This window comes from Sphingobacterium sp. UBA7631 (genome assembly GCF_002483935.1).
Lineage (GTDB): Bacteria > Bacteroidota > Bacteroidia > Sphingobacteriales > Sphingobacteriaceae > Sphingobacterium > Sphingobacterium multivorum.
Genome location: NZ_DLIX01000008.1, coordinates 237,600 through 259,135, shown reverse-complemented (window position 1 = coordinate 259,135; position 21,536 = coordinate 237,600). Strand labels below are relative to the sequence as shown.

Sequence of the window (21,536 nt, the reverse complement as noted above, 5' to 3'; positions counted from 1 at the left end):
AAAATGGTCTAAGTTACGCTTATGCAACAAAAAGTCGATGTTGTGCGCAAATAGATTGGTGGGATCCTTGACGGCTGTACAGGTTTGTTTCTATGCTGACTTTTGATTATTTTAGGAATAGCAAGTTTTTTTGTTATTTTACATATATCTTTTTCCCCAGGTACCATCGAAACACAATACCTACAGAAAAGTAAAACGATAAACTCATTCTCACATGGATCGAAAAAATTATAGAAAGCAAATTACCATTGGAGTGATCATTTCTTTTTCGCTTATCTTCCTTTCAGCCCTATATTTTTTCATATCGCTGCATCATAACTTAAATAACGAGCGAAGTATTGTTCGTGTCGCCGAAAATAGATTCAATATCATTAATGAAATCAAATCAAGTGTAGACGAGGTAAATGACATCAAACTTGATTACGTGAATAAGAAAGACGCTTCACTATTTATTCCTTATAAAATGGAATTAAAAAAAATGGATGAACTGTTACGATCTTTAAGTCTAAAAGATGATTTCTATCATGTTCAGCCAAACAGCACTGAAAACATCCGAAAGGATATTGTTGCATTTTACGACTTTGAGCAGGATATTGATAACACGAAGGAAACACAATCCATATCCCATAATATTCACGAGCGAAAAGCCTCGATATTAAATCAGATCGATCTCATGTCGAGAGACTTATTGGATCAAAGGGCAAGACTCTTAGAAAGATCTAGAAATGAACTACAACTCGCCCAGTACATTACTTACCTTTTCATCGCCATTGGCTTAAGTGGATTTTTCTATATTCTCGCCAAAATTTCCTCGATCTCTAGATTTCTGAGGTCTACAGTGAAAAGTCAGCAAGAATCCAACAACCGCCTCCAACTATTGCAAGACCAGACCAACAGTGATAACTGGATTTTGAATGCTATTAATGGCATCGACGAACAATTACGCGGTGACTATACAGACAAGAAAATTGCCGAAATAAGCCTACATGCTATTGCTTCCACGACAAAAGCTTTAGGTGGGACTATTTATATTTTCGATGATAACTATCAGGAGTATCAGCTTTGCCACAAAATTGGCATTTCCTCCACACAGTTTATCAAACGAACGTTTAAGGAAAACGATGGTATTTTGGGCGAAGTCGCAAACAATCATGAAGTCGTTAAAATAAAGGACGTCGACCACAAGCATCTTATCTTAGAAACCTCATTATCCGACCGCTTAGAAACTGAGATTTATATTGTACCCTTCTCTTATGAAAACCAGTGTGTCGGTATCATGGAAATTTGTTGCCCAATTATTAATGCGAAGGACGAGCAACTGCGATTTAACTTCTTGGATAAAGCAAAAGATAACATTGCCGTTATCATAAAAGTAGCCCAAACGCATGGAAAGCTTGCTGATCTTTATGAGGAACTTCAACAACAAACAGAGGAATTAGAGACTCAACAGGAGGAATTGAGAACAACCAATGAGGAGTTAATCCATAAGACACATTTGTTGGAGGCTTCTGAGGAAGAGCTTAGAGTACAGCAGGAAGAGCTTATCCAAACCAATAATGAGCTGGACGAGAAGGCCAAATTGCTCTTTGCACAAAATGAAGATCTGGAAAAAGCCCGTCAGGCCATAGCTCAAAAAATAGAGGAAGTAGAGCTGTCGAGCAAATATAAATCTGAATTTATGGCCAATATGAGCCATGAATTGCGGACACCACTCAATAGTATTCTCATTCTTGCCAAATTACTTCAGGATAACAAAAAGAAAAACCTCAGTGAAGACCAAATAAAGTATGCTTCTGTTATTCATAGTGCCGGCTCAGATCTCCTACATTTAATTAACGAATTGTTGGATCTGGCAAAAATTGAATCGGGGAAGGTTGAAGTCCAAAAAGAACGTATCAACACGTACGACCTTGTCAATTATATTAAAGATTTTTTCAGCGATACCGCAGCGTCGAAAGATATTCACTTCTTACTCGATGTCAATGTAAATGCACCGCAGGAATTCATTGGTGATGAACATCGTATACAACAAGTCCTCAAGAATTTATTATCGAATGCGTTCAAGTTTACAAGTGAAAAAGGCGAAGTTTCTTTAGGAATAATAGCTGAAGCAGAAAATCTTCTTTTTACGGTCAAAGATAACGGGATCGGGATCGCCCCTGAAAAACAAGAGCTTATCTTTGATGCTTTTAAACAGGAAGATGGCTCAACGAGCCGTAAATATGGTGGCACAGGTTTAGGCTTATCGATATGCCGCGAAATTGCTAGCTTATTAAAAGGGAAAATAATCTTATCCAGTAAGGTTGGTGAAGGTAGTATCTTCACCTTCAGTATCCCGCTAGAACAAGAAATTCAGGTTCCGAAAGTACCATCTATCGAAAAAGAAAGTAATCCGCCAACACAAATTCCGAAGGAAAATCCTATAGTCGAAAAAACAAAGTCAATCGACAACGATGGAAAACATAATAAACTGCTGATTATTGAAGACGATTTCATTTTTGCAGATATTCTAAAAGACTACGCCGAACAAAACGGCTACGATGTATACATCAGCTATGATGGGCAGGATGGGCTACAAAAAGCACAGAATTTACGCCCTGCCGCGATTATCCTAGATATTATGTTGCCTAAAATGGACGGCTGGGAAGTTCTTCGTAACCTCAAAAAAATCGACAGCACCAAGGAGATTCCTGTACACATGATGTCGGCAGGAACATTTTTACATGACGAACCTATTTCTGCCGGGGCCATCGGGTTTATGGCTAAACCTGTGTCAGAAGAATCTTTGGCTGAAACATTCTTAAAAATAAAAGCATCGACTAGTCATCCACTGAAAAAAATTCTGCTTGTGGAAGATCAGGAAATCCAAAGCGATTTTATCAAACAATCTTTGGAAGAACAGCACATTCAGATATTTCAGGCCTTCAATGCGAGACAGGCTCTCGATTTATTAGATCAAGAGAAATTGTTTGACTGCATCATTATGGACCTAAACCTTCCTGACAAATCGGGCATTGAACTCCTGAATGAAATCAAATCGAACGATCAATTTAGGGATTTACCTATTATCATCAATACGGCAATGGAACTCACCACAGAGCAGACTTCCGAAATTTTGCATCACAGCCAAGCGATGGTCCTTAAGTCAGCGAAATCAAATAATCGCCTGATCGATGAAGTTAATTTATTCTTAAATAAAATCCGCAGCAATAAGAGCGAATACAATATGTTCAATCACGCCGGAGCTTCTGTCATTGCTGAAAACAATTTAGCTTCCAAAACAGTACTACTAGCAGATGACGATATGCGAAATATATTTGCTCTTAGCACGGCGTTTGAAAGCTATGATATGAACATTGAAATTGCCAATAATGGTCAGGAGGCATTAGATATTCTTGAACGAAATGAACAGATTGACCTTGTCTTAATGGATATCATGATGCCCGTGATGGATGGTTATGAAGCTATTGAAAAAATAAGGGCAAACAAGAAATTTGCAAACCTTCCAATTATTGCTGTGACAGCGAAAGCCATGAAAGGTGATCGGGAAAAAACAATTGCTGTTGGTGCAAACGATTATATTAGTAAACCGGTTGATGTTGACAAATTAATATCCCTAATGCGCGTATGGCTGAGTTAACTGATAAAATAGTAGCAATGATCAATTTTGAAGAGTTAGAAGAAGTTATTGATATAGTCAAAAATCTCCACGGATATGATGTGTCCGGCTATACAAGAGCTTCTTTAAAAAGACGTGTGACTAGAATAATGGAACTTAACAAGCTCAATCTACAGGAGCTAAAGTCCAATTTGATCAATCAGCCCGGATTCAGCACCTATTTCCTACAGGAAATTACAGTCAATGTGACTGAAATGTTTAGGGATCCCGATTTTTATAAAGCTGTAAAAACGGATGTATTTCCCTATCTCGCAACTTATCCACATATCAAACTCTGGAGTGCAGGTTGTTCGACTGGCGAAGAAGTCTATTCGCTAGCCATCTTATTAGAAGAAGCAAATCTTTACCAACGGGCGTTTATCTATGGCACCGATATCAATGGCAAAGTGTTAGAAAAGGCAAAACGCGGTATTTATTCGCTTACGAAAGTTAAGGAATACTCGGAAAATTTTATTAAGACGGAACCGAAAAACTCATTGTCAGATTATTATACAGCGATGTACAACGCCGCTACCATTAATAATAGTCTTAAAAAAAATGTCCTTTTCTCCATACATAGTTTGGTATCCGATGGCGTTTTTAATGAATTTCAACTGATTACCTGCCGTAATGTATTGATCTATTTTGATACTGAATTGCAAAATAAAGTCCTGGATTTATTCTATCATTCACTTTGCCATCTGGGCTTCTTATGTTTGGGAGCAAAAGAATCTTTAATCAACTATAAAGATGCTGCTAAATTTAAGATCGTAAACAAAAAACAGAATATTTACCAAAAAATTGGGTAGTAGGTAATGGAAAGAAAAATTCTTTTATTAGCGGGGTCTGCAGGTGGGTTTAGTGTGATTCTAAATATTTTAAAGTCATTGGAACGGCCAATTCGCATACCCGTTATTGTCATCGTACACAGAAACCCTAAGTATGCTTCTAGTATTGAGGACACGCTATCTAAAGCACTTGTTCAAAAAATAAAAACTGCAGATGATAAGGAAGCGATAGAAAATGGAACGATCTATTTTGCCCCTGCGGGCTATCATCTTTTAGTTGAACCAGACTATAGCTTTTCTTTGGATATCTCAGAACCTGTTCAATATTCCAGACCATCAATTGATGTGACTTTTGAATCCGTAGCCGAAATATATAAAGAAAATTGTACAGCTATTTTATTCTCTGGGGCGAATCAGGATGGTGCACAAGGATTATTAATGATAAAACGATACGGCGGGAAGACATTTGTACAAGACCCTGTGACTGCTGAAGTTCCCATCATGCCCGAAGCAGCTATTCAACTCGATGCGCAGGAACGCATTTTGAGCATTCAAGAAATAAAGGACTACGTCAAACAGTTGACTTAAAATTGTATTTAGATTTGCTAAAATGAAGAAGGTAAATATATTGATTGTCGATGATAAAATTGAAAATATTATCAGTCTAACAGCATTACTGGAGGATATCGAAAATATAAATATAGTGACGAGCACAGATCCCAACGAAGCTTTAAAAATCTGTTGGAAAGAGGATATTGATTTAGCACTTGTTGACGTACAGATGCCCGAGATCAATGGTTTTGAATTTGTTTCCTTCCTAAAGAAGAATCCGAAAACAAACCATATTATCCCTATTATGGTAACAGCAATCTCAAAAGAAGACAAATACCTTATTCAGGGACTAAATAGTGGAGCTGTGGATTATTTATATAAACCGCTTAACCCGGAAGCAACCATCGCGAAAGTAAAATCTTTTGTCCAGCAATTACTGATACAGCAAGAAATTAAAGAGAAAAACATAGCCTTAGAAGAATCAAAACAGGCGATTCTCAAAGCTAAAGAAGAGGCCGATCTTGCTCGAAAATCCAAGGAAACCTTTTTGGCCAATATGAGCCATGAGATCCGTACCCCGATTAACGGTATTATGGGCATTACACAGATGCTAAAAAACTCGCAGCTCACGCTAGAGCAAGAAAATTGGATCAATAAATTGGATTCTGCCTCTCAAAATCTGTTGACTATTATCAACGACATACTCGACCTATCTAAAGTTGACTCGGGTATGATGAAACTTAATATGGAATCTACCTCTGTACATGATATTACGGATGATCTAAACAATCTCTTCATTGATAAAGCGGTCTACAAAGGCCTGGATTTTTCAATTGATGTGGACGATCGGATCACAAGTTATTTTCTAACCGATCCACTTCGATTAAAACAAATACTGACCAACTTTATCTCCAATAGTTTTAAATTCACCTCGGAAGGTTCTGTTGTATTAAAGATTCAACTCCTAGCAGAAGATAACCATAGCATTTGTTTAGGGTTTCAGGTGATAGACACAGGGATCGGCATTGTAGAAGATGCCCTGGAGAAAATATTTATTGCGTTTGAACAGGGAGAGGATAGTATCACCAAAAAGTTTGGCGGTACAGGACTAGGTCTTGCAATTGTAAAACGTATTGCTGCGCTGCTCAACGGTCGGGTTTTTGCTTCAAGTGAATACGGTAAAGGAAGTATATTTTCTTTTGAATGTACCTTTGACAAAATCAAAGACAAACCGGTAGAGAAAGAAACGCAGGTACTCTATACGGAATTACCCAAGTTCAACTTTCCGATGATTCTCATTGCTGAAGACAATGAATTAAACAGTTTTATGCTGGCAAATATCCTGAAGAGCTGGAATTGCGAGATCACTTTGGCGACCAATGGCCTCATTGCATTAGAAGAAATCAATAAGAAAAAAATTGATCTGGTGTTTATGGACGCCCATATGCCACTCATGAGTGGTTTTGAAGCGATCAAGGAAATACGTCGAAACACGAATCCGATAATCGCAAACATGCCGATTATTTCCATTTCAGCCTCTGTGCTTCAAGCCGAACAACAGGAAGCGCTCGATGCTGGAGCCAATGAAGTTGTCGGAAAGCCATTCGATCCTATCAAATTATATAAAACAATTGATACTTTATTGTCAAAATTGAAATGATAGTTTCAATTTATCAATGAAATCATTAATTTTAGAACATAAACAATATGTTTTGATGTTATTTCTCAAGAACGCACATCCAGAAAGGAATCAAGTTCGTCATAACTTCATCACTAAACCGCTAAAGGCTGCGGAAATGCCTACAATAAATAAAAGATAAACAAACAATCATTCAAATGAAAAAACTTTTTATGATACCAGCAGTTGCAGTTGCTTTATCAATTGCATCTTGTGGTGGAAACAGTGACAAGTCTGAAAAATCAACTGGTACAGAAGCGACAACTTCAACCGAAAGCCAAGCAACAGAAACAGTGCCTGGTATTGAAAACGTAGCTATTTCCAACAGCTTATCTTTAGAAGGTAACGATCAAATGAAATATAATAAGGATCTTTTCCGTGTAAAAGCGGGTGAGCCAGTAGAATTATCTTTCAAAAATGCAGGTACTATGCCGAAAGAGTCCATGGGACATAACGTCGTTATCCTAAAACCAGGTGTTGATCTTCCAACTTTTGGTGCTGAGGCTGCTGCAGCTGCTGCAGACGAATATATTCCAAAATCAGCTTTATCTTCAATTGTTTCCCACACCAAATTATTGGGACCTGGAGAAACTGATAAAATCACATTTACACTTGAAAAAGGAGTTTATACGTTTATTTGTAGCTTCCCTGGTCACTATGGTGTCATGCAAGGAAAAATTGTTGCAGAATAACAAATAAGTAAAAAAAGGATATTCATATTTTGAATATCCTTTTTTAGATTTATCCCCTTTATAAGCACCGCCCCGTTCCTCCCCAAGGTGCATAATTTCCATTCTTTTATCAAAAAAATGTAAAGTAAGGGTCTTTGATCACAAATCGTAAGTTTTGATTTCCTATCCCATTAATAATCATTAAATTTGTGCTACAAAAAAATAAAACGTAATCAATGCAATACGACGTAATTGTAATCGGAAGTGGTCCAGGCGGATATGTAGGAGCTATCCGTTGTGCCCAATTAGGATTAAAAACAGCTGTTATTGAAAAATATAGCACATTTGGTGGTACTTGTCTTAACGTTGGATGTATTCCTTCAAAAGCGCTTTTAGATTCTTCGGAGCATTACCACAATGCTGCGCACAATTTTGATGCATTTGGCATCAGTTTGAAAGATCTGAAAGTAGACATGGCAAAGATGATTGCTCGTAAAGACGATGTCATTGCCCAAAATACTGCCGGTATCACCTTCTTATTTAAGAAGAATAAAATTGACAGTTTTCAGGGTGTCGGTTCATTTGTGGACAAAAACACCATCAAAATAACGAAAGCAGATGGTTCTACAGAGCAGATCACTGCTAAAAATGTAATTATCGCAACGGGATCGAAACCGACTTCATTGCCTTCCTTACCTGTTGATAAAAAAAGAATCATTACCTCAACCGAAGCACTTAACCTAAAAGAAATACCAAAACACCTTATTGTCATTGGTGGTGGTGTTATCGGTTTGGAACTCGGTTCTGTTTATGCGCGTTTGGGTTCAAAAGTATCTGTTGTTGAATTTGCAAAATCTATCATCGGTACAATGGATGGTGGCTTAGGAAAAGAACTACAACGTGTTTTGAAAAAATCATTGGGCATGGAGTTCTATTTAGGTCATAAAGTGACTGGAGCTTCCGCGAAAGGTAAAGTTGTAAAAGTAACTGCTGAAGATCCAAAAGGACAAGAAGTAACTTTAGAAGGCGACTACTGTATCGTAGCCGTTGGTCGTACCGCGTATTCTGAAGGTTTAGGACTAGAAAATATCGGCATCACAGTAGAAGAAAGAGGTAAGAAAATCCCCGTTAATGCCCATCTGGAAACAGCAGTGCAAGGTGTATTTGCAATTGGTGATGTGATCACTGGAGCAATGTTGGCACACAAAGCTGAGGACGAAGGTGTATATGTTGCAGAATATATCGCAGGTCAAAAACCACATATTGATTATAATTTGATTCCAGGAGTTGTTTATACTTGGCCTGAAGTTGCTTCTGTTGGCAAGACGGAAGAACAACTTAAAGAGGCTGGTGTAAAATACAAAGCTGGATCATTCTCTTTCAAAGCTTCTGGTCGTGCAAAAGCATCGGGTGACACCGACGGTTTTGTAAAAGTACTGGCAGACGCGACAACTGACGAAGTATTAGGTGTACATATGATCGGTCCTCGTGCAGCAGATATGATTGGTGAGGCAACCGTAGCTATGGAATACCGTGCATCTGCAGAAGATATCGCACGTATTTGCCACGCACACCCAACCTACACGGAAGCAATCAAAGAGGCGGCGCTAGCAGCTACAGCAAATAGAGCAATACACGCTTAGGCGATAAATATCGAAACGTAAGGGGAAAAGGAAACTTTTCCCCTTTCTCTTAACTACCTAAACACGATGAATTTTTATACAAGAAAGTGGGTCAAACCCGAAGACCTAAATCCCAATGGAACATTATTTGGCGGAACACTCCTGCGATGGATTGATGAAGAAGCGGTCATTTATGCTATCGTTCAATTAGGAAACCCCAAAGTGGTTACGAAATTTATTTCAGAAATTAACTTTGTAAGCTCAGCCAAACAAGGCGATATACTTGAACTGGGTATTGAAGCGATCAATTTTGGAACAACATCGTTAACGATGCGCTGCGAGGTCCGCAATAAAATATCCAGAAAAACAATTCTATCAATCGATAAATTGGTCTTTGTAAACCTGGATGAAGAAGGTAATCCTGCTCCCCACGGAAGGGATAGCATTACCTATGCGTATATGGGTATTGAGAAGACAGGTAGAGAGGATTAAACATCTCTCTCCTGTTCTTATTAATTGATATCTCCCGCAAAGGAGAGGGACACAAGTATTCGTCCATTGAATACAGGCGATTCCTCTGGTCTATTCGCAATCCAATTCCTTCTCTTACCTCTTCCTGAACCTTTATAAAAATCATGCATTTGAATTTTTATACAAACACTATGACTTCTGTCTTTTTCCTTCGATTTCTTTTTTAAGGTCCAATTCCACCCAAAAGCCAAAAATAGGGATCAAGGATGCTAAGAAATATTTTACCGCTTTTAATATAGGCCACTTGTATTCTACTGTTGACATAATCAGCATAACCACAAAAATAACAACAAAGAAGCCATGAATGGAACCGGCTATTTTGACAGCTTCGGGGATTCCCGCAAAATACTTCAAGGGCATAGCAATAAAAAACAAGCAAATGGTGGAGATAGCTTCCCACAAGGCGATCTGTCTGAATATTCTTAACATAATGATAAACTGTGTATTGTGAACTTCAAAAATAAGACACTAAAAACGCTTTAACTATTATTTTTCCCCCTTTGACCAGGATGTGACATTCAGCTAGAAACAGCGACAGTGTTTTATCAGAAACCGCCAATTTTACAATAAATAGTTCATATTCATCAGAAAAAATGCGTACTTTTGAATGAATATATGCTTCACATATTTTGTCATTTGAAGCTATAACACTCAACTACAGAATATTTATTTATATGAATTACGACATCATTGTAATCGGTAGTGGTCCAGGCGGGTATGTTGCTGCCATTAGAGCCGCTCAGTTAGGGTTCAAAACAGCGATTATTGAACGCGAATCATTAGGCGGAATCTGTCTAAACTGGGGCTGTATCCCTACAAAAGCATTATTGAAAAGTGCTCAGGTATTTGAATATTTAAACCATGCCGCTGATTACGGCATCAATGTTCAAGGTGGTGAGGCTGATTTTGACGCTATTGTCAAAAGAAGTCGCGGGGTTGCTGAAGGAATGAGTAAAGGTATTCAGTTCTTGATGAAAAAGAATAAAATCGACGTCATCAATGGAACTGCAAAAATTAAAAAAGGTGGTAAAATCGATGTAAAAGGAGCAGACGGTTCTACTAAAGAATATTCGGCAAAACATACCATCCTAGCGACTGGTGCACGTTCACGTGAATTGCCTAATTTACCGCAAGATGGTAAAAAAATCATCGGTTACCGTCAGGCAATGACACTTCCTAAGCAACCAAAGTCTTTAGTTGTTGTTGGCTCCGGTGCAATCGGTGTTGAATTCGCTTATTTCTATAATGCAATCGGAACAAAGGTAACGATCGTAGAGTTTATGGATAGAATCGTTCCTGTTGAAGATGAAGAAATTTCAAAACAATTAGAGAAAAGCTTAAAGAAACAAGGTATCACCATCTTAACGAAATCTGAAGTTCAATCCGTTGACACAACAGGTGAGTTGAGCAAAGTTTCAATCAAAACAGAAAAAGGTATTGAAGTTATCGAAGCAGAGATTGTATTATCGGCTGTTGGCATCGCTCCAAATATCGAAAATATCGGCTTGGAAGAGGTTGGTGTAAAAACTGATCGCGGCCGTGTTGTTGTAGATGATTTCTACAAAACAAACATCGAAGGTGTATATGCTATCGGTGACATCGTTAAAGGCCAAGCCCTGGCTCACGTTGCCTCAGCAGAAGGGATCACATGTGTTGAAAAAATCAAAGGGCTACATGTTGAACCTATTGACTACAATAATATCCCAGGCTGTACCTATTGCTCCCCAGAAATTGCTTCTGTAGGTTATACCGAAAAAGCGGCAAAAGAAGCCGGCTATGAAATTAAAGTTGGTAAATTCCCATTCTCAGCTTCAGGAAAAGCTTCAGCTGCTGGTGCGAAAGATGGCTTTGTTAAAGTTATCTTTGACGCTAAATATGGTGAGTTTCTAGGCGCACACCTTATCGGAGCCAATGTGACCGAGATGATTGCAGAAGTTGTTGTTGCCCGCAAATTGGAAACAACAGGTCATGAAATGATTAAAACGATCCATCCTCACCCAACAATGAGTGAAGCGATTATGGAAGCTTGTGCTGATGCTTACGGCGAAGTGATCCACTTGTAGTATTAAAAAAAATAGAACTAAAAAGGGGAAAATCTAATGATTTTCCCCTTTTTAGTTTTATTGCCGAATGGATAATAGCGATTACATAACCAATCGTGACTTAAAGACGATCTGTTGATCGACAATTTCGGTATTGTCAATGCGTTCAAATAAGATTTCAGCGGCTTTACGCGCTTGCATGCCTGGAAATTGCTCTATGCGTCCCATTGGCGGATTTTCCATATATTGCCATAACGGATAGTTGGCATAACTAATAAAGAAAATATCTTGATTTAAGACAAGCCCCTTTTGTCTGGCTGCTTTCATCAAATCAAGTGTAACAAAGTCATTAAAAGATATAATGGCTGAAGGCCGCTCAGACATCGCGAATATATGATCCATCGCTTTCTCGTTTCCTTCCGTACTCAAATCCGTTTCGATGATATTCTTCTCCAGAATATCCATCCCATTCCTTTTCATTGCCGATAGGTAAGCTACTTTTCTGTCTTCACTAGCGGGCAGTGTTTTCGGCCCATTTACAAGCGCGATAACTTTGTGTCCACGGGCTACGAAGGCGTCCACAGCTTCGTTCATACCCGTAGAAAGATCACTTTGTACTTTATTGATATTGGGTAAACTAGGCACACAGTCAAAGAAAACAATCGGGATACCGGACGATTCCAATTTCTCAATAAATTCCAAATTGGTCGTCTTTTTACCTATAGACATTAAAATCCCATCAACACGATGGTTTTTAAATGTTTTTAAAATTTGCTCTTCCCGATCAGGATCATCCAAGGATTGCCCCATCAGAACTGTATATCGGTGTTCTGATGCGACATTTTCAATTTCACTAATAGCGAAAGAAAAAAACGGTTCAGACAAACTCGGTAAGATTACAGCAATCGTAAAAGTTTTACGCTGCTTGAAGAATATAGCCGTCTGATTGGGTTCATAATTCAATTCTTCGGCCATTTTTTTAACCCGCATTGTTGTTACCAGTCCAATACTTGGGTGATCATTCAATGCTCTAGAAACTGTCGAAGGACTGATTTTGAGCTTCTTGGCAATTTCTTTAATCGTGGCAGGCTTGTTCACTTTATTCATAAATCCAAGGGCTTTATATAAAAATAGGGCTTTTATATCCCTAATCATAATTTTTTCTCAACAATATCGACAACGACTTTAATGGCAATTATTGTTGGTAGATTCAACAAAGATACTGACTGTAAACTTAGTCTACAAATTGAATTGCAGCCGTTTCAACGGTAAACTCCTTGGCGAGGAACTCCAATGGATCAATTTCCCTAAAAACAAGTTCATCTTTAAAATAAACTTTTATATCATCCCCATATTCACCCCAATCCACAAATTTAACTTTATTGAGTTGTTCTAGCGGATTTCCTTTCGTCAAAATACATACATGTTTATCTGCCGCTTTTAATTGCTTAAACAGCGTATTAATATGATCAAACAAATGTAACCGTAGCGGCAAAATTGCATTGACATGAAGCCGCTCAAAATTCTCTTTATATTTTGGATCAAATCCAAAAGTTTGCTGCGCATGTTCGAACAATAAATACTCACCTTGATGCTCAAGGTGATTTTTCATAAATTGAACCAAATCTGCTTGCGCAGGAACAGTCTCTGTAAATTCTATAAAACTAGCAAAAAGATAATATACTTGAAGTAAGTAATCCTTTTTAGGAAAAACAACATCATCCAATTCAAAAACATATACCTTTTTATCTTCTGGAAACATCATGATAAGTAAAAGCTTAAAATTAAGGGTTGTGTCGACATCGTTAAAACCTTAATGACACTGGCCACAACAATAAGATTCTATTTGGACACACAAATTAGCGCTAAGTCCTCGCCTGAATCCGAAGTGACAAACAATCCATCCAATGGCCTGTCAAATCTCGTCGAATCCAATAAATTGTTCCCCTTCGAAAGGAGTTTATAAGGCAATTCAGCAGGTGGATTTTCCATAACAGGAATAGTTTCAAGCTGTTGTTTATCGGGGACAAGAACGGAGATCTGATATTCCTCAAATAATACCTTGGCAGTGGACAATGGCTCCAGCTCAAAACCACCCAGAGGCAATACATAATCAACCTCTTGGTCTAAACTTAATTTGAGTATCTCATGCGCAAAAGTAGGAAGAAGACCTTTTGGAATTTTAGCATATTTCCCTGAGGCTAAAAGCAATTCGGGAATATCTTCTGAACTTGCATATAATATTTCGAAATCAGTCCCAAGTCTTTTAGCGATACGCATCGCCAAAGGTCTGGTCCCGAAAGTTATGAGTATTTTCTTCATTAAAATATAATTATAATCCCGATTACTGTTACACGACTAACCCATCGCGCATATGAATCGTTCGATCCGAAATTCGGGCAAGCTCCTCATTATGAGTAACGATAATAAATGTCTGTTGAAATTTATGTCTAAGATCAAAAAACAATTGATGTAAAGCTGCCGCGTTCTCTGAGTCAAGATTACCCGAAGGTTCATCGGCCAAAATAATGGAAGGATCATTGATCAAAGCGCGCGCCACAGAAACGCGTTGTTGTTCGCCGCCAGACATTTCAGCGGGCTTGTGGTCAATACGATGAGAAACCCCCAATAATTCCAGCAATTCTCTTGCTTTAGCTTCCGCCTCGGATCTCCCTTTTCCCTGAATAAAAGCTGGAATACATACGTTTTCCAAGGCCGTAAATTCAGGCAGCAAATGGTGAAATTGAAAAACAAAACCAATATGTTCATTACGGAAAGCACTGAGCTTTTTAGCATTCAATTTTTGAACATCAACACCATTGATGAAAACTGTCCCCTGATCAGGCTTATCCAAGGTACCAATAATATGCAACAGTGTACTTTTTCCAGCTCCTGAGGCACCAACAATACTGACGATTTCCCCTTTTTCAACAGCGATATCAACACCTTTCAAAATTGGTAATGATCCATAAGCTTTGTGAATTCCTTTGGCATGTAACATCATAGGACAAAGATAAATAAATTTACGATACCACGAGTTTGAATAAATAAGCTGTTATTTCTCTATTCCAGCCATTTTATTTTGTCTAAATGTCAAAAAATAGATAAAAGAGCAACTTATCCCTTGTCTTATCCCCCAAAAAATTATATTTTTACGCCAAATATTTTTGCAAATGAACATTCACGAATATCAAGGAAAGCAAATACTAAAGAGCTTTGGTGTGCGCGTACAGGAAGGTATCGTAGCAGATACTCCAGAGCAAGCTGTGGAAGCGGCCAAAAAAATGAAAGAAGACTACAATTCTGATTGGGTTGTTGTTAAAGCTCAAATTCACGCTGGTGGCCGTGGTAAAGGTGGTGGTGTCAAGTTGGCTAAGAACTTAGATGAAGTCAAACAAAGAGCAACTGACATCATTGGCATGCAATTAGTAACGCCTCAAACTGGACCTGAAGGTAAAAAAGTAAACAAAGTTTTGGTAGCTCAAGACGTTTATTATCCAGGCGAGAGCGAAACAAAAGAATTCTACATGTCTGTATTATTAGACCGTGCTAAAGGACGTAACATCGTTATGTACTCTACAGAAGGTGGTATGGATATCGAAGAAGTTGCAGAAAAAACACCACACTTGATTTTCAAAGAAGAAATCGATCCAAAAGTAGGCTTACAAGGATTCCAAGCACGTAAAATTGCTTTCAATCTTGGTCTTTCTGGTGCTGCACACAAAGAAATGGTAAAATTTGTTGCTGCTCTTTACAAAGCATACGATTCTACAGACTCTTCTATGTTTGAGATCAATCCGGTATTAAAAACTTCAGACGACAAGATCTTAGCAGTTGATGCGAAGGTAAATCTTGATGAGAACGCTTTGTACCGTCACCCAGATTACGCTGCTATGCGTGACGTAACTGAAGAAGATCCGACGGAAGTTGAAGCTGGTGAATCAAACCTTAACTACGTTAAATTAGATGGTAACGTAGGTTGTATGGTAAATGGTGCTGGTTTAGCAATGGCTACAATGGACATCATCAAATTAGCTGGTGGTGAACCTGCAAATTTCTTGGACGTAGGTGGTACTGCTAACGCTGAAACTGTAAAGGCTGGTTTCAATATCATCTTAAAGGACCCTAACGTAAAAGCGATCTTAATTAATATCTTCGGTGGTATTGTTCGTTGTGACCGTGTTGCTCAAGGTGTAATTGATGCTTACAGCGAAATCGGTAACATCCCTGTTCCAATCATCGTTCGCCTTCAAGGTACGAATGCTGAAGAGGCTAAAAAATTAATTGATGAGTCCGGTTTACAAGTTTATTCCGCAATCTTATTGAAAGAAGCTGCTGAATTGGTAACAAAAGTATTAAAAGGTTAGTTCCTTTAATCATCATAACAAAAAGCGCGGATTAGTTATAATCCGCGCTTTTTTGTTTCTATCGGCTATTTCTGTACGCCACAACGAAAAAAAAAGCACTTCCTACCGATCCGATATTTCATAGCAAAGTGAGCTATGTGTCGTTTCCCCTGCTTTGCGTTTTCACCCATCTTTATTTCAAAAAATATTTTTCCTTTGCACATTAACGAACCATCTTCAAGTGAATTAAATCAACATTTATAACCAATAAACCAACAGAATAGCTTATTTTTGTATTGCTTTTCTAACAAAGCATCTTTTACAAGTCAATCTCCAAAAATTAAGATGGAACACACAAGAATAAAGGAACTATTGAATGCCACAGAATTTGGCAAAGAGGTCGTTGTTAAAGGTTGGGTAAGAACTTTCCGTAACAATCAGTTTATAGCAATCAATGACGGTTCGTCAATCAATAATATTCAAGCAGTAGTCGATTTTGAAAATACACCTGAAGATATCTTAAAACGGATCACCACTGGAGCAGCAGTTCGCGTAAAAGGTCAATTGGTAGAATCACTGGGTAAAGGGCAAAAAGTTGAGGTTAAAGCGACAGAAGTTAGTATTATTGGCGACTCTGATCCCGAAAAATATCCATTACAGCCCAAAAAGCATAGCTTAGAATTTTTACGTGAAATTGCGCATTTGCGTTTCCGTACCGGAACATTCAATGCGGTATTCAAAGTGCGTAATGCTTTAGCATTTGCAGTACACAAGTTTTTTCAGGAAAATGACTTTGTCTACATGCATACACCAATCATCACAGGTTCGGATGCGGAAGGTGCTGGAGAAATGTTCCAGGTTACAACCTTGGATTTAAAAAACCCGCCACGTAAAGAAAATGGAGATATCGATTTCAAAGAAGACTTCTTTGGGAAATCGACGAACCTTACTGTATCAGGCCAATTAGAAGGGGAGCTTGGCGCTATGGCCTTTGGAAACATCTATACGTTCGGCCCTACATTTAGAGCGGAAAACTCAAATACAACACGTCACTTAGCCGAATTTTGGATGATCGAACCAGAAATGGCTTTCTATGAATTGGAAGACAATATGGATCTGGCCGAAGCTTTGCTGAAATATGTCATCAAATACGCTTTGGAAACTTGTCCAGAAGAAATTGAGTTCTTAACAAATCGCTTATTGGAAGAAGAGAAATCGAAACCAGCTGCGGAACGGTCAGAATTAAACCTGGTAGAGAAATTGAACTTTGTTTTAACAAACGATTTTGAACGCGTAACCTATACAGATGCCGTTGAAATATTAAAGCGTAGCAAACCAAACCAGAAGAAACAATTCAAATATTTAATTGATGACTGGGGAGCTGATTTACAATCGGAACACGAACGTTATTTGGTGGAAAAACACTTCAAAAAACCTGTTATCTTAACAGACTATCCACGCGAAATCAAGTCCTTTTATATGAAGCAAAATGAGCCGGATGCACAAGGAAGAAACACAGTCCGTGCCATGGACATTCTTTTTCCAGGTATTGGTGAAATGGTCGGTGGTTCGCAACGTGAAGAAAATCTTGATCGCTTACTCGATCGCATGGCTGAAGTTGGTATTCCTGCAGAAGAAATGGAGTGGTTCTTGGATACACGACGCTTTGGTTCAGTCCCACATTCAGGATTTGGTGTAGGCTTTGAGCGCTTGGTATTATTCACAACCGGAATGACAAATATCCGCGATGTAATACCATTTCCGCGCACACCGAAAAACGCAGAATTTTAATCTAAAGAACAACAGCCAAAACAAAATATTTTGGCTGTTGTTCTTTTATATATAGTGTATCTGAATGCAGATAATAACCATTGCCCTATTGACATCCTACAATAGGGCCTGAGATTAGACCTAATTCAGGTGCTTAACAAAAATAAAAATGCTCATTAAGATATATAACGATAACCCCAATCCCAGGGCAATAGAACAGGCGGTTGATATTCTTCGCCGTGGTGGTGTAATTATCTACCCTACCGATACCGTATACGGTATTGGCTGTGATATCACGCAACAAAAAGCCATAGAACGCTTATGTGAAATTAGGGGGCTAAAACCAGAAAAGGCGAACCTATCATTTATCTGCTATGATTTAACAGATATTTCGCAGTACACAAAATCCTTCGATACCTCCGTATTCCGTGTATTGAAAAAAGCATTGCCAGGACCCTTTACTTTTATTTTTAACGCAACAACTAAAGTCCCTAAGCTCCTAAGTTCCAAAAAGAAGACCGTGGGTATCCGTGTTCCAGACAATAATATTGTTCGTGAAATTGTCAGACAATTAGGCAACCCTATTGTGACAGCCTCCATTCACGATGAAGATGAAATTATTGAATATTCTACCGATCCAGAATTAATTCACGAAAAATACGAAGATCTAGTTGATGCTGTTATAGATGGCGGTTATGGCGATAATGTCGCATCTACCGTGGTTGATCTTACAGAAGGAACTTTTGAAGTAATTCGTGAAGGAAAAGGTGACTTGGAGCAATTCCTATAAAAACCAACTTTCAATAGAAATTCTACATACTGACCTATTTGCAAAATTTTCCCCAGCGTCATTGTTGGTAATTTGTGCATAAACTACTCCCGTTAACATACTTATTAACAAAACAAACTACTTATTAACATATAGAATGTTAATAAGTAGCTTAATGACCTATACGTATCAACATAAAATGTGCACAAGTAACCACTTATCAACATGAAATTGTTAATAACACAAATTAACAGGAGTCAAAAAAACACCAAAATGTGTATAAGTAGGGGGTTATACACATAAAAATGTGTATAAGTTAGCGGTCATCGACAAATTTGTTAAATAGCGTGTTTATAAAAAAGCTATACTAACAGATCCCTGTGGAAAGTTAAGAACTATATGCTATCCGTCTTTTTATCGCTATGTTGAAAAGGTCAATTCTGCGCTTTGTTTCTATAAGTAGTTTTCCAGGAAAAAACAATCCAACACAATTCACCTTGGACAAATCTAACCTGTGCATTTCCGACCGGTTGCTTTTCAAACTGTTTGATAGTTGGGCTCCATTCCTCTTCTGCTGTCGCGTCAATGAGAATACTCGTTTTAATTCAATACGCTCGAAGTTTGAGAAAAGTTTTAAGGCACTAGCCTCAGATATAGGAAAAAAATATTAAAAGAGTTGCTCTAACATGAAAGGAGGTTTTATAAAATCACGACTTCTTCAATAATGACGTGACCTACATATTCATTTACTCTTCCTAGAATTTGTCTTCGCATAAGCGCCAATTCATTCTTAATAACAGCAGACTCTACCCGTACGAACAGTTTTTTATCACGAACATATAGCTGCTGTGTGCGATTAGCAATAGCCTTACCAATTAATTGAGGCCAAACAGATGCGATCGAAGTTTCATCAAATTTCCTTCGTAGCTTATAAGCCTCCAAAAGACGCTCAACCCCCTCTTTAATCGTCATATCGTCGCTTGACCGAATGAATTCTAGGCTTTTTTTAGTTTGCTTCTTATACATTGACTTGTCCTCCTTCAATATCAAAGATACGAACAGGGCGGCTGATTTCGTCAAAGATTCGCTGAATTCTCATGGAATCTGTATCCGTCAGGAAAATCTGTCCAAAATCATCTTCTGAAACCATCTGCATCAATTTATGTGTACGGCGATCATCAAGTTTATCAAAGATGTCATCCAAAAGAAGTAAAGGCTTAAAACCTTTTTTCTGTTGTAGATAAGAATATTGCGCAAGCTTCAGTGCAATTAGAAAAGATTTTTGTTGGCCCTGGGAGCCAAACTTTTTTAAGGGCATTCCGCCGTGAATGGTAAAGATCAGATCATCTTTATGTATTCCCTGAGTTGTGCGTTCCAGAATACGGTCACGTTCCAAATTCTTCTCCAAAATATTTAGAAAAGAATCAGCCATTAAAGGCGATTCATAGTGTAAGTGAACAGACTCTGCATCCTCGGTAAGGAACTGATAGTGTCGATCAAACTCTGGCTGAAATTCCTCCATAAAAGACCTTCTTTTCTGGAAAATAATATTTCCTACTTCTTCAAGTTGAAAATTGAGAATTTCGATTAGGCCTAGATCCAATACACTGGTTTGACGCGCTTGTTTAAGGAGACTATTACGTTGGGCTAAAAACTTATTATAAATAATTAGGGTATCTAAATATTTATTATCTGTCTGGGAAATCACATTATCGACAAACTTTCTGCGCTCTTCACTCCCATCTGTTACGATGATGCTATCATTGGGAGATATCATGACCAAAGGAAATAAGCCGATATGGTCAGCGAGTCGGGGATAATCCTTTTTATTTTTTTTAAACTGCTTTTTCTGATTTTTCTTAAGGCTACAAGAAATGAAGTCACTAATTGATTCTTTATCAAACTCACCCTGTACCATAAACCAGTCATTACCTGATTTGATATGCTGCGAATCAATTGGATTGAAATAACTTTTACAGAGTGATAAATAGTGAATCGCATCCAAAAGATTGGTTTTACCAACACCATTATTCCCTGTAAACGCATTTACCTCGGGAAGAAATTCCAAAGATGATTCCGAGTAATTCTTGAAATTCAGAACAGAAAGTTGCTTCAGCCACATAGCACAAAGATACGCTATTTGGGTTGCTAAAAATTATTTTATTTCCTCAAAATCCACAAACTCACCAGCTGTTTCAGTCCCTTTACGTTCAGGGCCATCCTTCGGTGGAATGTAATCGACATGTACCTTCCCTTCGGGCTGAGACCTTTTACTTTCCTGTTGTCCTTGACCATTAAATTCATAATAAAATGTACCGCCTGATCCTTGGCTACCGTATGCTCCACCCTGCTGCTGCGCTTTTTTCATCAACTTTTCAGCTGCCTTACGCATTGCAAATGGTAAAAATAATCTAAATAAGAATCTTACTACAAAGTAAACAGCGAATGCAATAAGTATAAATTTTAAAAATGCCATAGTTAATTCGTTGCTATTTTCTCAAATTTAACCAATAACTCGATAAACTGTTGTCTTTAAAATGTCAGATAAGAATTTATTAACAAATTTTAAGACTTTCCTAATCGCCCTTTTGTTTCCATAATTATTCGATAGAGCTCTTCCTGGCGCTGTGTTCCCAATACGTAAGTAAGACCATCTTTATCTGTTAAAAAAACAGCATTTTTGCCACCAGCAAAGAATTTAATCTTTCCTTTTGTATGCAGGTTATAAACCGGATTATTGAAAAAGAATGTGCTATAAGGCGCCTTTTCTATTTTTGTAATAGAGGCAAGATCGATTTTGACGACACGAGTAGACCATAGTCCACTAATCAGTATATGGTCTTGAAATACTTCCGTACGGAATAATACCATATACATCATGACAATGGACGTGATGATAATACCTACTCCTACGATAAAGAACAATTGACTCGATATCAAATGGTCTAAATTCAAATAAAATGCTGTGAAACAAAAAAGTACGAGCACTAGACGCACGCTTATCCAAACACGGTCACGACCTAAATATTGATTTTCCGAATAAAGTACACCTTCTTTCATTTACTTAAGATTTAGCTATTAATTTGGAGACTTCACACCATTGTTTTCT

Annotated in this window: 21 protein-coding genes; 11 read left to right on the top strand and 10 right to left on the bottom strand. The window is 38.0% G+C overall.

All coding sequences use genetic code 11. The features are described 5' to 3' along the window. Window positions 1-214: 214 nt before the first annotated feature. The 7 genes from B3P16_RS15635 (at window position 215) to B3P16_RS15605 (ending at window position 9,461) form a co-directional block, all read left to right on the top strand. Window positions 215-3,640, top strand: a complete 3,426-nt coding sequence (locus B3P16_RS15635; RefSeq protein WP_286843487.1) for a hybrid sensor histidine kinase/response regulator — start codon at window positions 215-217, stop codon at window positions 3,638-3,640. Continuing rightward, window positions 3,628-4,467, top strand: a complete 840-nt coding sequence (locus B3P16_RS15630; protein WP_236560115.1) for a CheR family methyltransferase — start codon at window positions 3,628-3,630, stop codon at window positions 4,465-4,467. The genes B3P16_RS15635 and B3P16_RS15630 overlap by 13 nt, the downstream gene beginning before the upstream one ends. Window positions 4,468-4,473: 6 nt before the next feature. Beyond that, window positions 4,474-5,034, top strand: coding sequence for a chemotaxis protein CheB (locus B3P16_RS15625; protein WP_070562064.1), 561 nt, complete (start codon window positions 4,474-4,476; stop codon window positions 5,032-5,034). Window positions 5,035-5,056: 22 nt separating this feature from the next. Continuing rightward, window positions 5,057-6,658, top strand: coding sequence for a response regulator (locus B3P16_RS15620; RefSeq protein ID WP_070562062.1), 1,602 nt, complete (start codon window positions 5,057-5,059; stop codon window positions 6,656-6,658). Window positions 6,659-6,834: 176 nt separating this feature from the next. After that, entirely contained in the window at window positions 6,835-7,368 is a 534-nt protein-coding gene (locus B3P16_RS15615; protein WP_070562060.1) for a plastocyanin/azurin family copper-binding protein, read from the top strand. A gap of 215 nt (window positions 7,369-7,583) precedes the next feature. Then, complete coding sequence (lpdA, locus tag B3P16_RS15610) at window positions 7,584-8,990, top strand: dihydrolipoyl dehydrogenase (RefSeq protein WP_286843485.1); 1,407 nt, start codon at window positions 7,584-7,586, stop codon at window positions 8,988-8,990. A gap of 66 nt (window positions 8,991-9,056) precedes the next feature. Further along, a complete protein-coding gene (locus B3P16_RS15605) occupies window positions 9,057-9,461 on the top strand; it encodes an acyl-CoA thioesterase (RefSeq protein WP_046674085.1) in 405 nt (134 codons plus the stop codon). Window positions 9,462-9,481: 20 nt separating this feature from the next. On the opposite strand, the gene B3P16_RS15600 is transcribed toward B3P16_RS15605, so the two are convergent. Further along, window positions 9,482-9,610 carry a hypothetical protein gene (locus B3P16_RS15600; protein WP_286752332.1) on the bottom strand — a complete coding sequence of 43 codons (129 nt, stop codon included), beginning with the start codon at window positions 9,608-9,610 and terminating at the stop codon, window positions 9,482-9,484. A gap of 19 nt (window positions 9,611-9,629) precedes the next feature. Then, complete coding sequence (locus tag B3P16_RS15595; RefSeq protein WP_046674086.1) at window positions 9,630-9,929, bottom strand: DUF3817 domain-containing protein; 300 nt, start codon at window positions 9,927-9,929, stop codon at window positions 9,630-9,632. A gap of 245 nt (window positions 9,930-10,174) precedes the next feature. Between B3P16_RS15595 and lpdA (B3P16_RS15590) the strand changes: the two genes are divergently transcribed. Further along, on the top strand, window positions 10,175-11,563 hold the full coding sequence (lpdA, locus tag B3P16_RS15590) for a dihydrolipoyl dehydrogenase (protein WP_070560650.1): 1,389 nt from the start codon (window positions 10,175-10,177) through the stop codon (window positions 11,561-11,563). Between the two features lie 81 nt (window positions 11,564-11,644). Here lpdA (B3P16_RS15590) and B3P16_RS15585 read toward each other — a convergent pair whose 3' ends face one another. The 4 genes from B3P16_RS15585 to B3P16_RS15570 all read right to left on the bottom strand — a co-directional run bounded on the left by B3P16_RS15585 (window position 11,645) and on the right by B3P16_RS15570 (window position 14,543). Continuing rightward, the gene (locus B3P16_RS15585; RefSeq protein WP_070560710.1) at window positions 11,645-12,649 is read right to left on the bottom strand and encodes a LacI family DNA-binding transcriptional regulator; all 1,005 of its coding nucleotides are present in this window, start codon (window positions 12,647-12,649) and stop codon (window positions 11,645-11,647) included. 127 nt (window positions 12,650-12,776) lie between these two features. Next, window positions 12,777-13,307, bottom strand: coding sequence for a hypothetical protein (locus tag B3P16_RS15580; RefSeq protein WP_070560652.1), 531 nt, complete (start codon window positions 13,305-13,307; stop codon window positions 12,777-12,779). 77 nt (window positions 13,308-13,384) lie between these two features. Then, window positions 13,385-13,864 carry a hypothetical protein gene (locus B3P16_RS15575; RefSeq protein WP_070560653.1) on the bottom strand — a complete coding sequence of 160 codons (480 nt, stop codon included), beginning with the start codon at window positions 13,862-13,864 and terminating at the stop codon, window positions 13,385-13,387. A 28-nt stretch (window positions 13,865-13,892) separates the two neighbouring features. Then, the gene (locus B3P16_RS15570) at window positions 13,893-14,543 is read right to left on the bottom strand and encodes an ABC transporter ATP-binding protein (protein ID WP_172462322.1); all 651 of its coding nucleotides are present in this window, start codon (window positions 14,541-14,543) and stop codon (window positions 13,893-13,895) included. A 172-nt stretch (window positions 14,544-14,715) separates the two neighbouring features. Here B3P16_RS15570 and sucC point away from each other — a divergent pair, with 172 nt between their 5' ends. The 3 genes from sucC to B3P16_RS15555 all read left to right on the top strand — a co-directional run bounded on the left by sucC (window position 14,716) and on the right by B3P16_RS15555 (window position 18,448). Next, entirely contained in the window at window positions 14,716-15,909 is a 1,194-nt protein-coding gene (gene sucC / locus B3P16_RS15565; protein WP_046674091.1) for an ADP-forming succinate--CoA ligase subunit beta, read from the top strand. Between the two features lie 324 nt (window positions 15,910-16,233). After that, window positions 16,234-17,679: an asparagine--tRNA ligase gene (gene asnS, locus B3P16_RS15560; protein ID WP_070560657.1), complete on the top strand. Its 1,446-nt coding sequence runs from the start codon at window positions 16,234-16,236 to the stop codon at window positions 17,677-17,679. A 148-nt stretch (window positions 17,680-17,827) separates the two neighbouring features. Then, the gene (locus B3P16_RS15555) at window positions 17,828-18,448 is read left to right on the top strand and encodes an L-threonylcarbamoyladenylate synthase (RefSeq protein WP_070560659.1); all 621 of its coding nucleotides are present in this window, start codon (window positions 17,828-17,830) and stop codon (window positions 18,446-18,448) included. A 678-nt stretch (window positions 18,449-19,126) separates the two neighbouring features. Here the strand turns inward: B3P16_RS15555 and B3P16_RS15550 are convergent. The 4 genes from B3P16_RS15550 to B3P16_RS15535 all read right to left on the bottom strand — a co-directional run bounded on the left by B3P16_RS15550 (window position 19,127) and on the right by B3P16_RS15535 (window position 21,487). Next, window positions 19,127-19,453 carry a DUF721 domain-containing protein gene (locus B3P16_RS15550; protein ID WP_070560660.1) on the bottom strand — a complete coding sequence of 109 codons (327 nt, stop codon included), beginning with the start codon at window positions 19,451-19,453 and terminating at the stop codon, window positions 19,127-19,129. Further along, complete coding sequence (gene recF, locus B3P16_RS15545) at window positions 19,446-20,549, bottom strand: DNA replication/repair protein RecF (RefSeq protein WP_070560661.1); 1,104 nt, start codon at window positions 20,547-20,549, stop codon at window positions 19,446-19,448. Before recF ends, B3P16_RS15550 begins: the two co-directional genes overlap by 8 nt. Before the next feature lie 33 nt (window positions 20,550-20,582). After that, on the bottom strand, window positions 20,583-20,903 hold the full coding sequence (locus B3P16_RS15540; RefSeq protein ID WP_070560663.1) for a DUF4834 family protein: 321 nt from the start codon (window positions 20,901-20,903) through the stop codon (window positions 20,583-20,585). An 89-nt stretch (window positions 20,904-20,992) separates the two neighbouring features. Then, window positions 20,993-21,487 carry a hypothetical protein gene (locus B3P16_RS15535; protein WP_070560665.1) on the bottom strand — a complete coding sequence of 165 codons (495 nt, stop codon included), beginning with the start codon at window positions 21,485-21,487 and terminating at the stop codon, window positions 20,993-20,995. Between the last annotated feature and the right edge of the window lie 49 nt (window positions 21,488-21,536).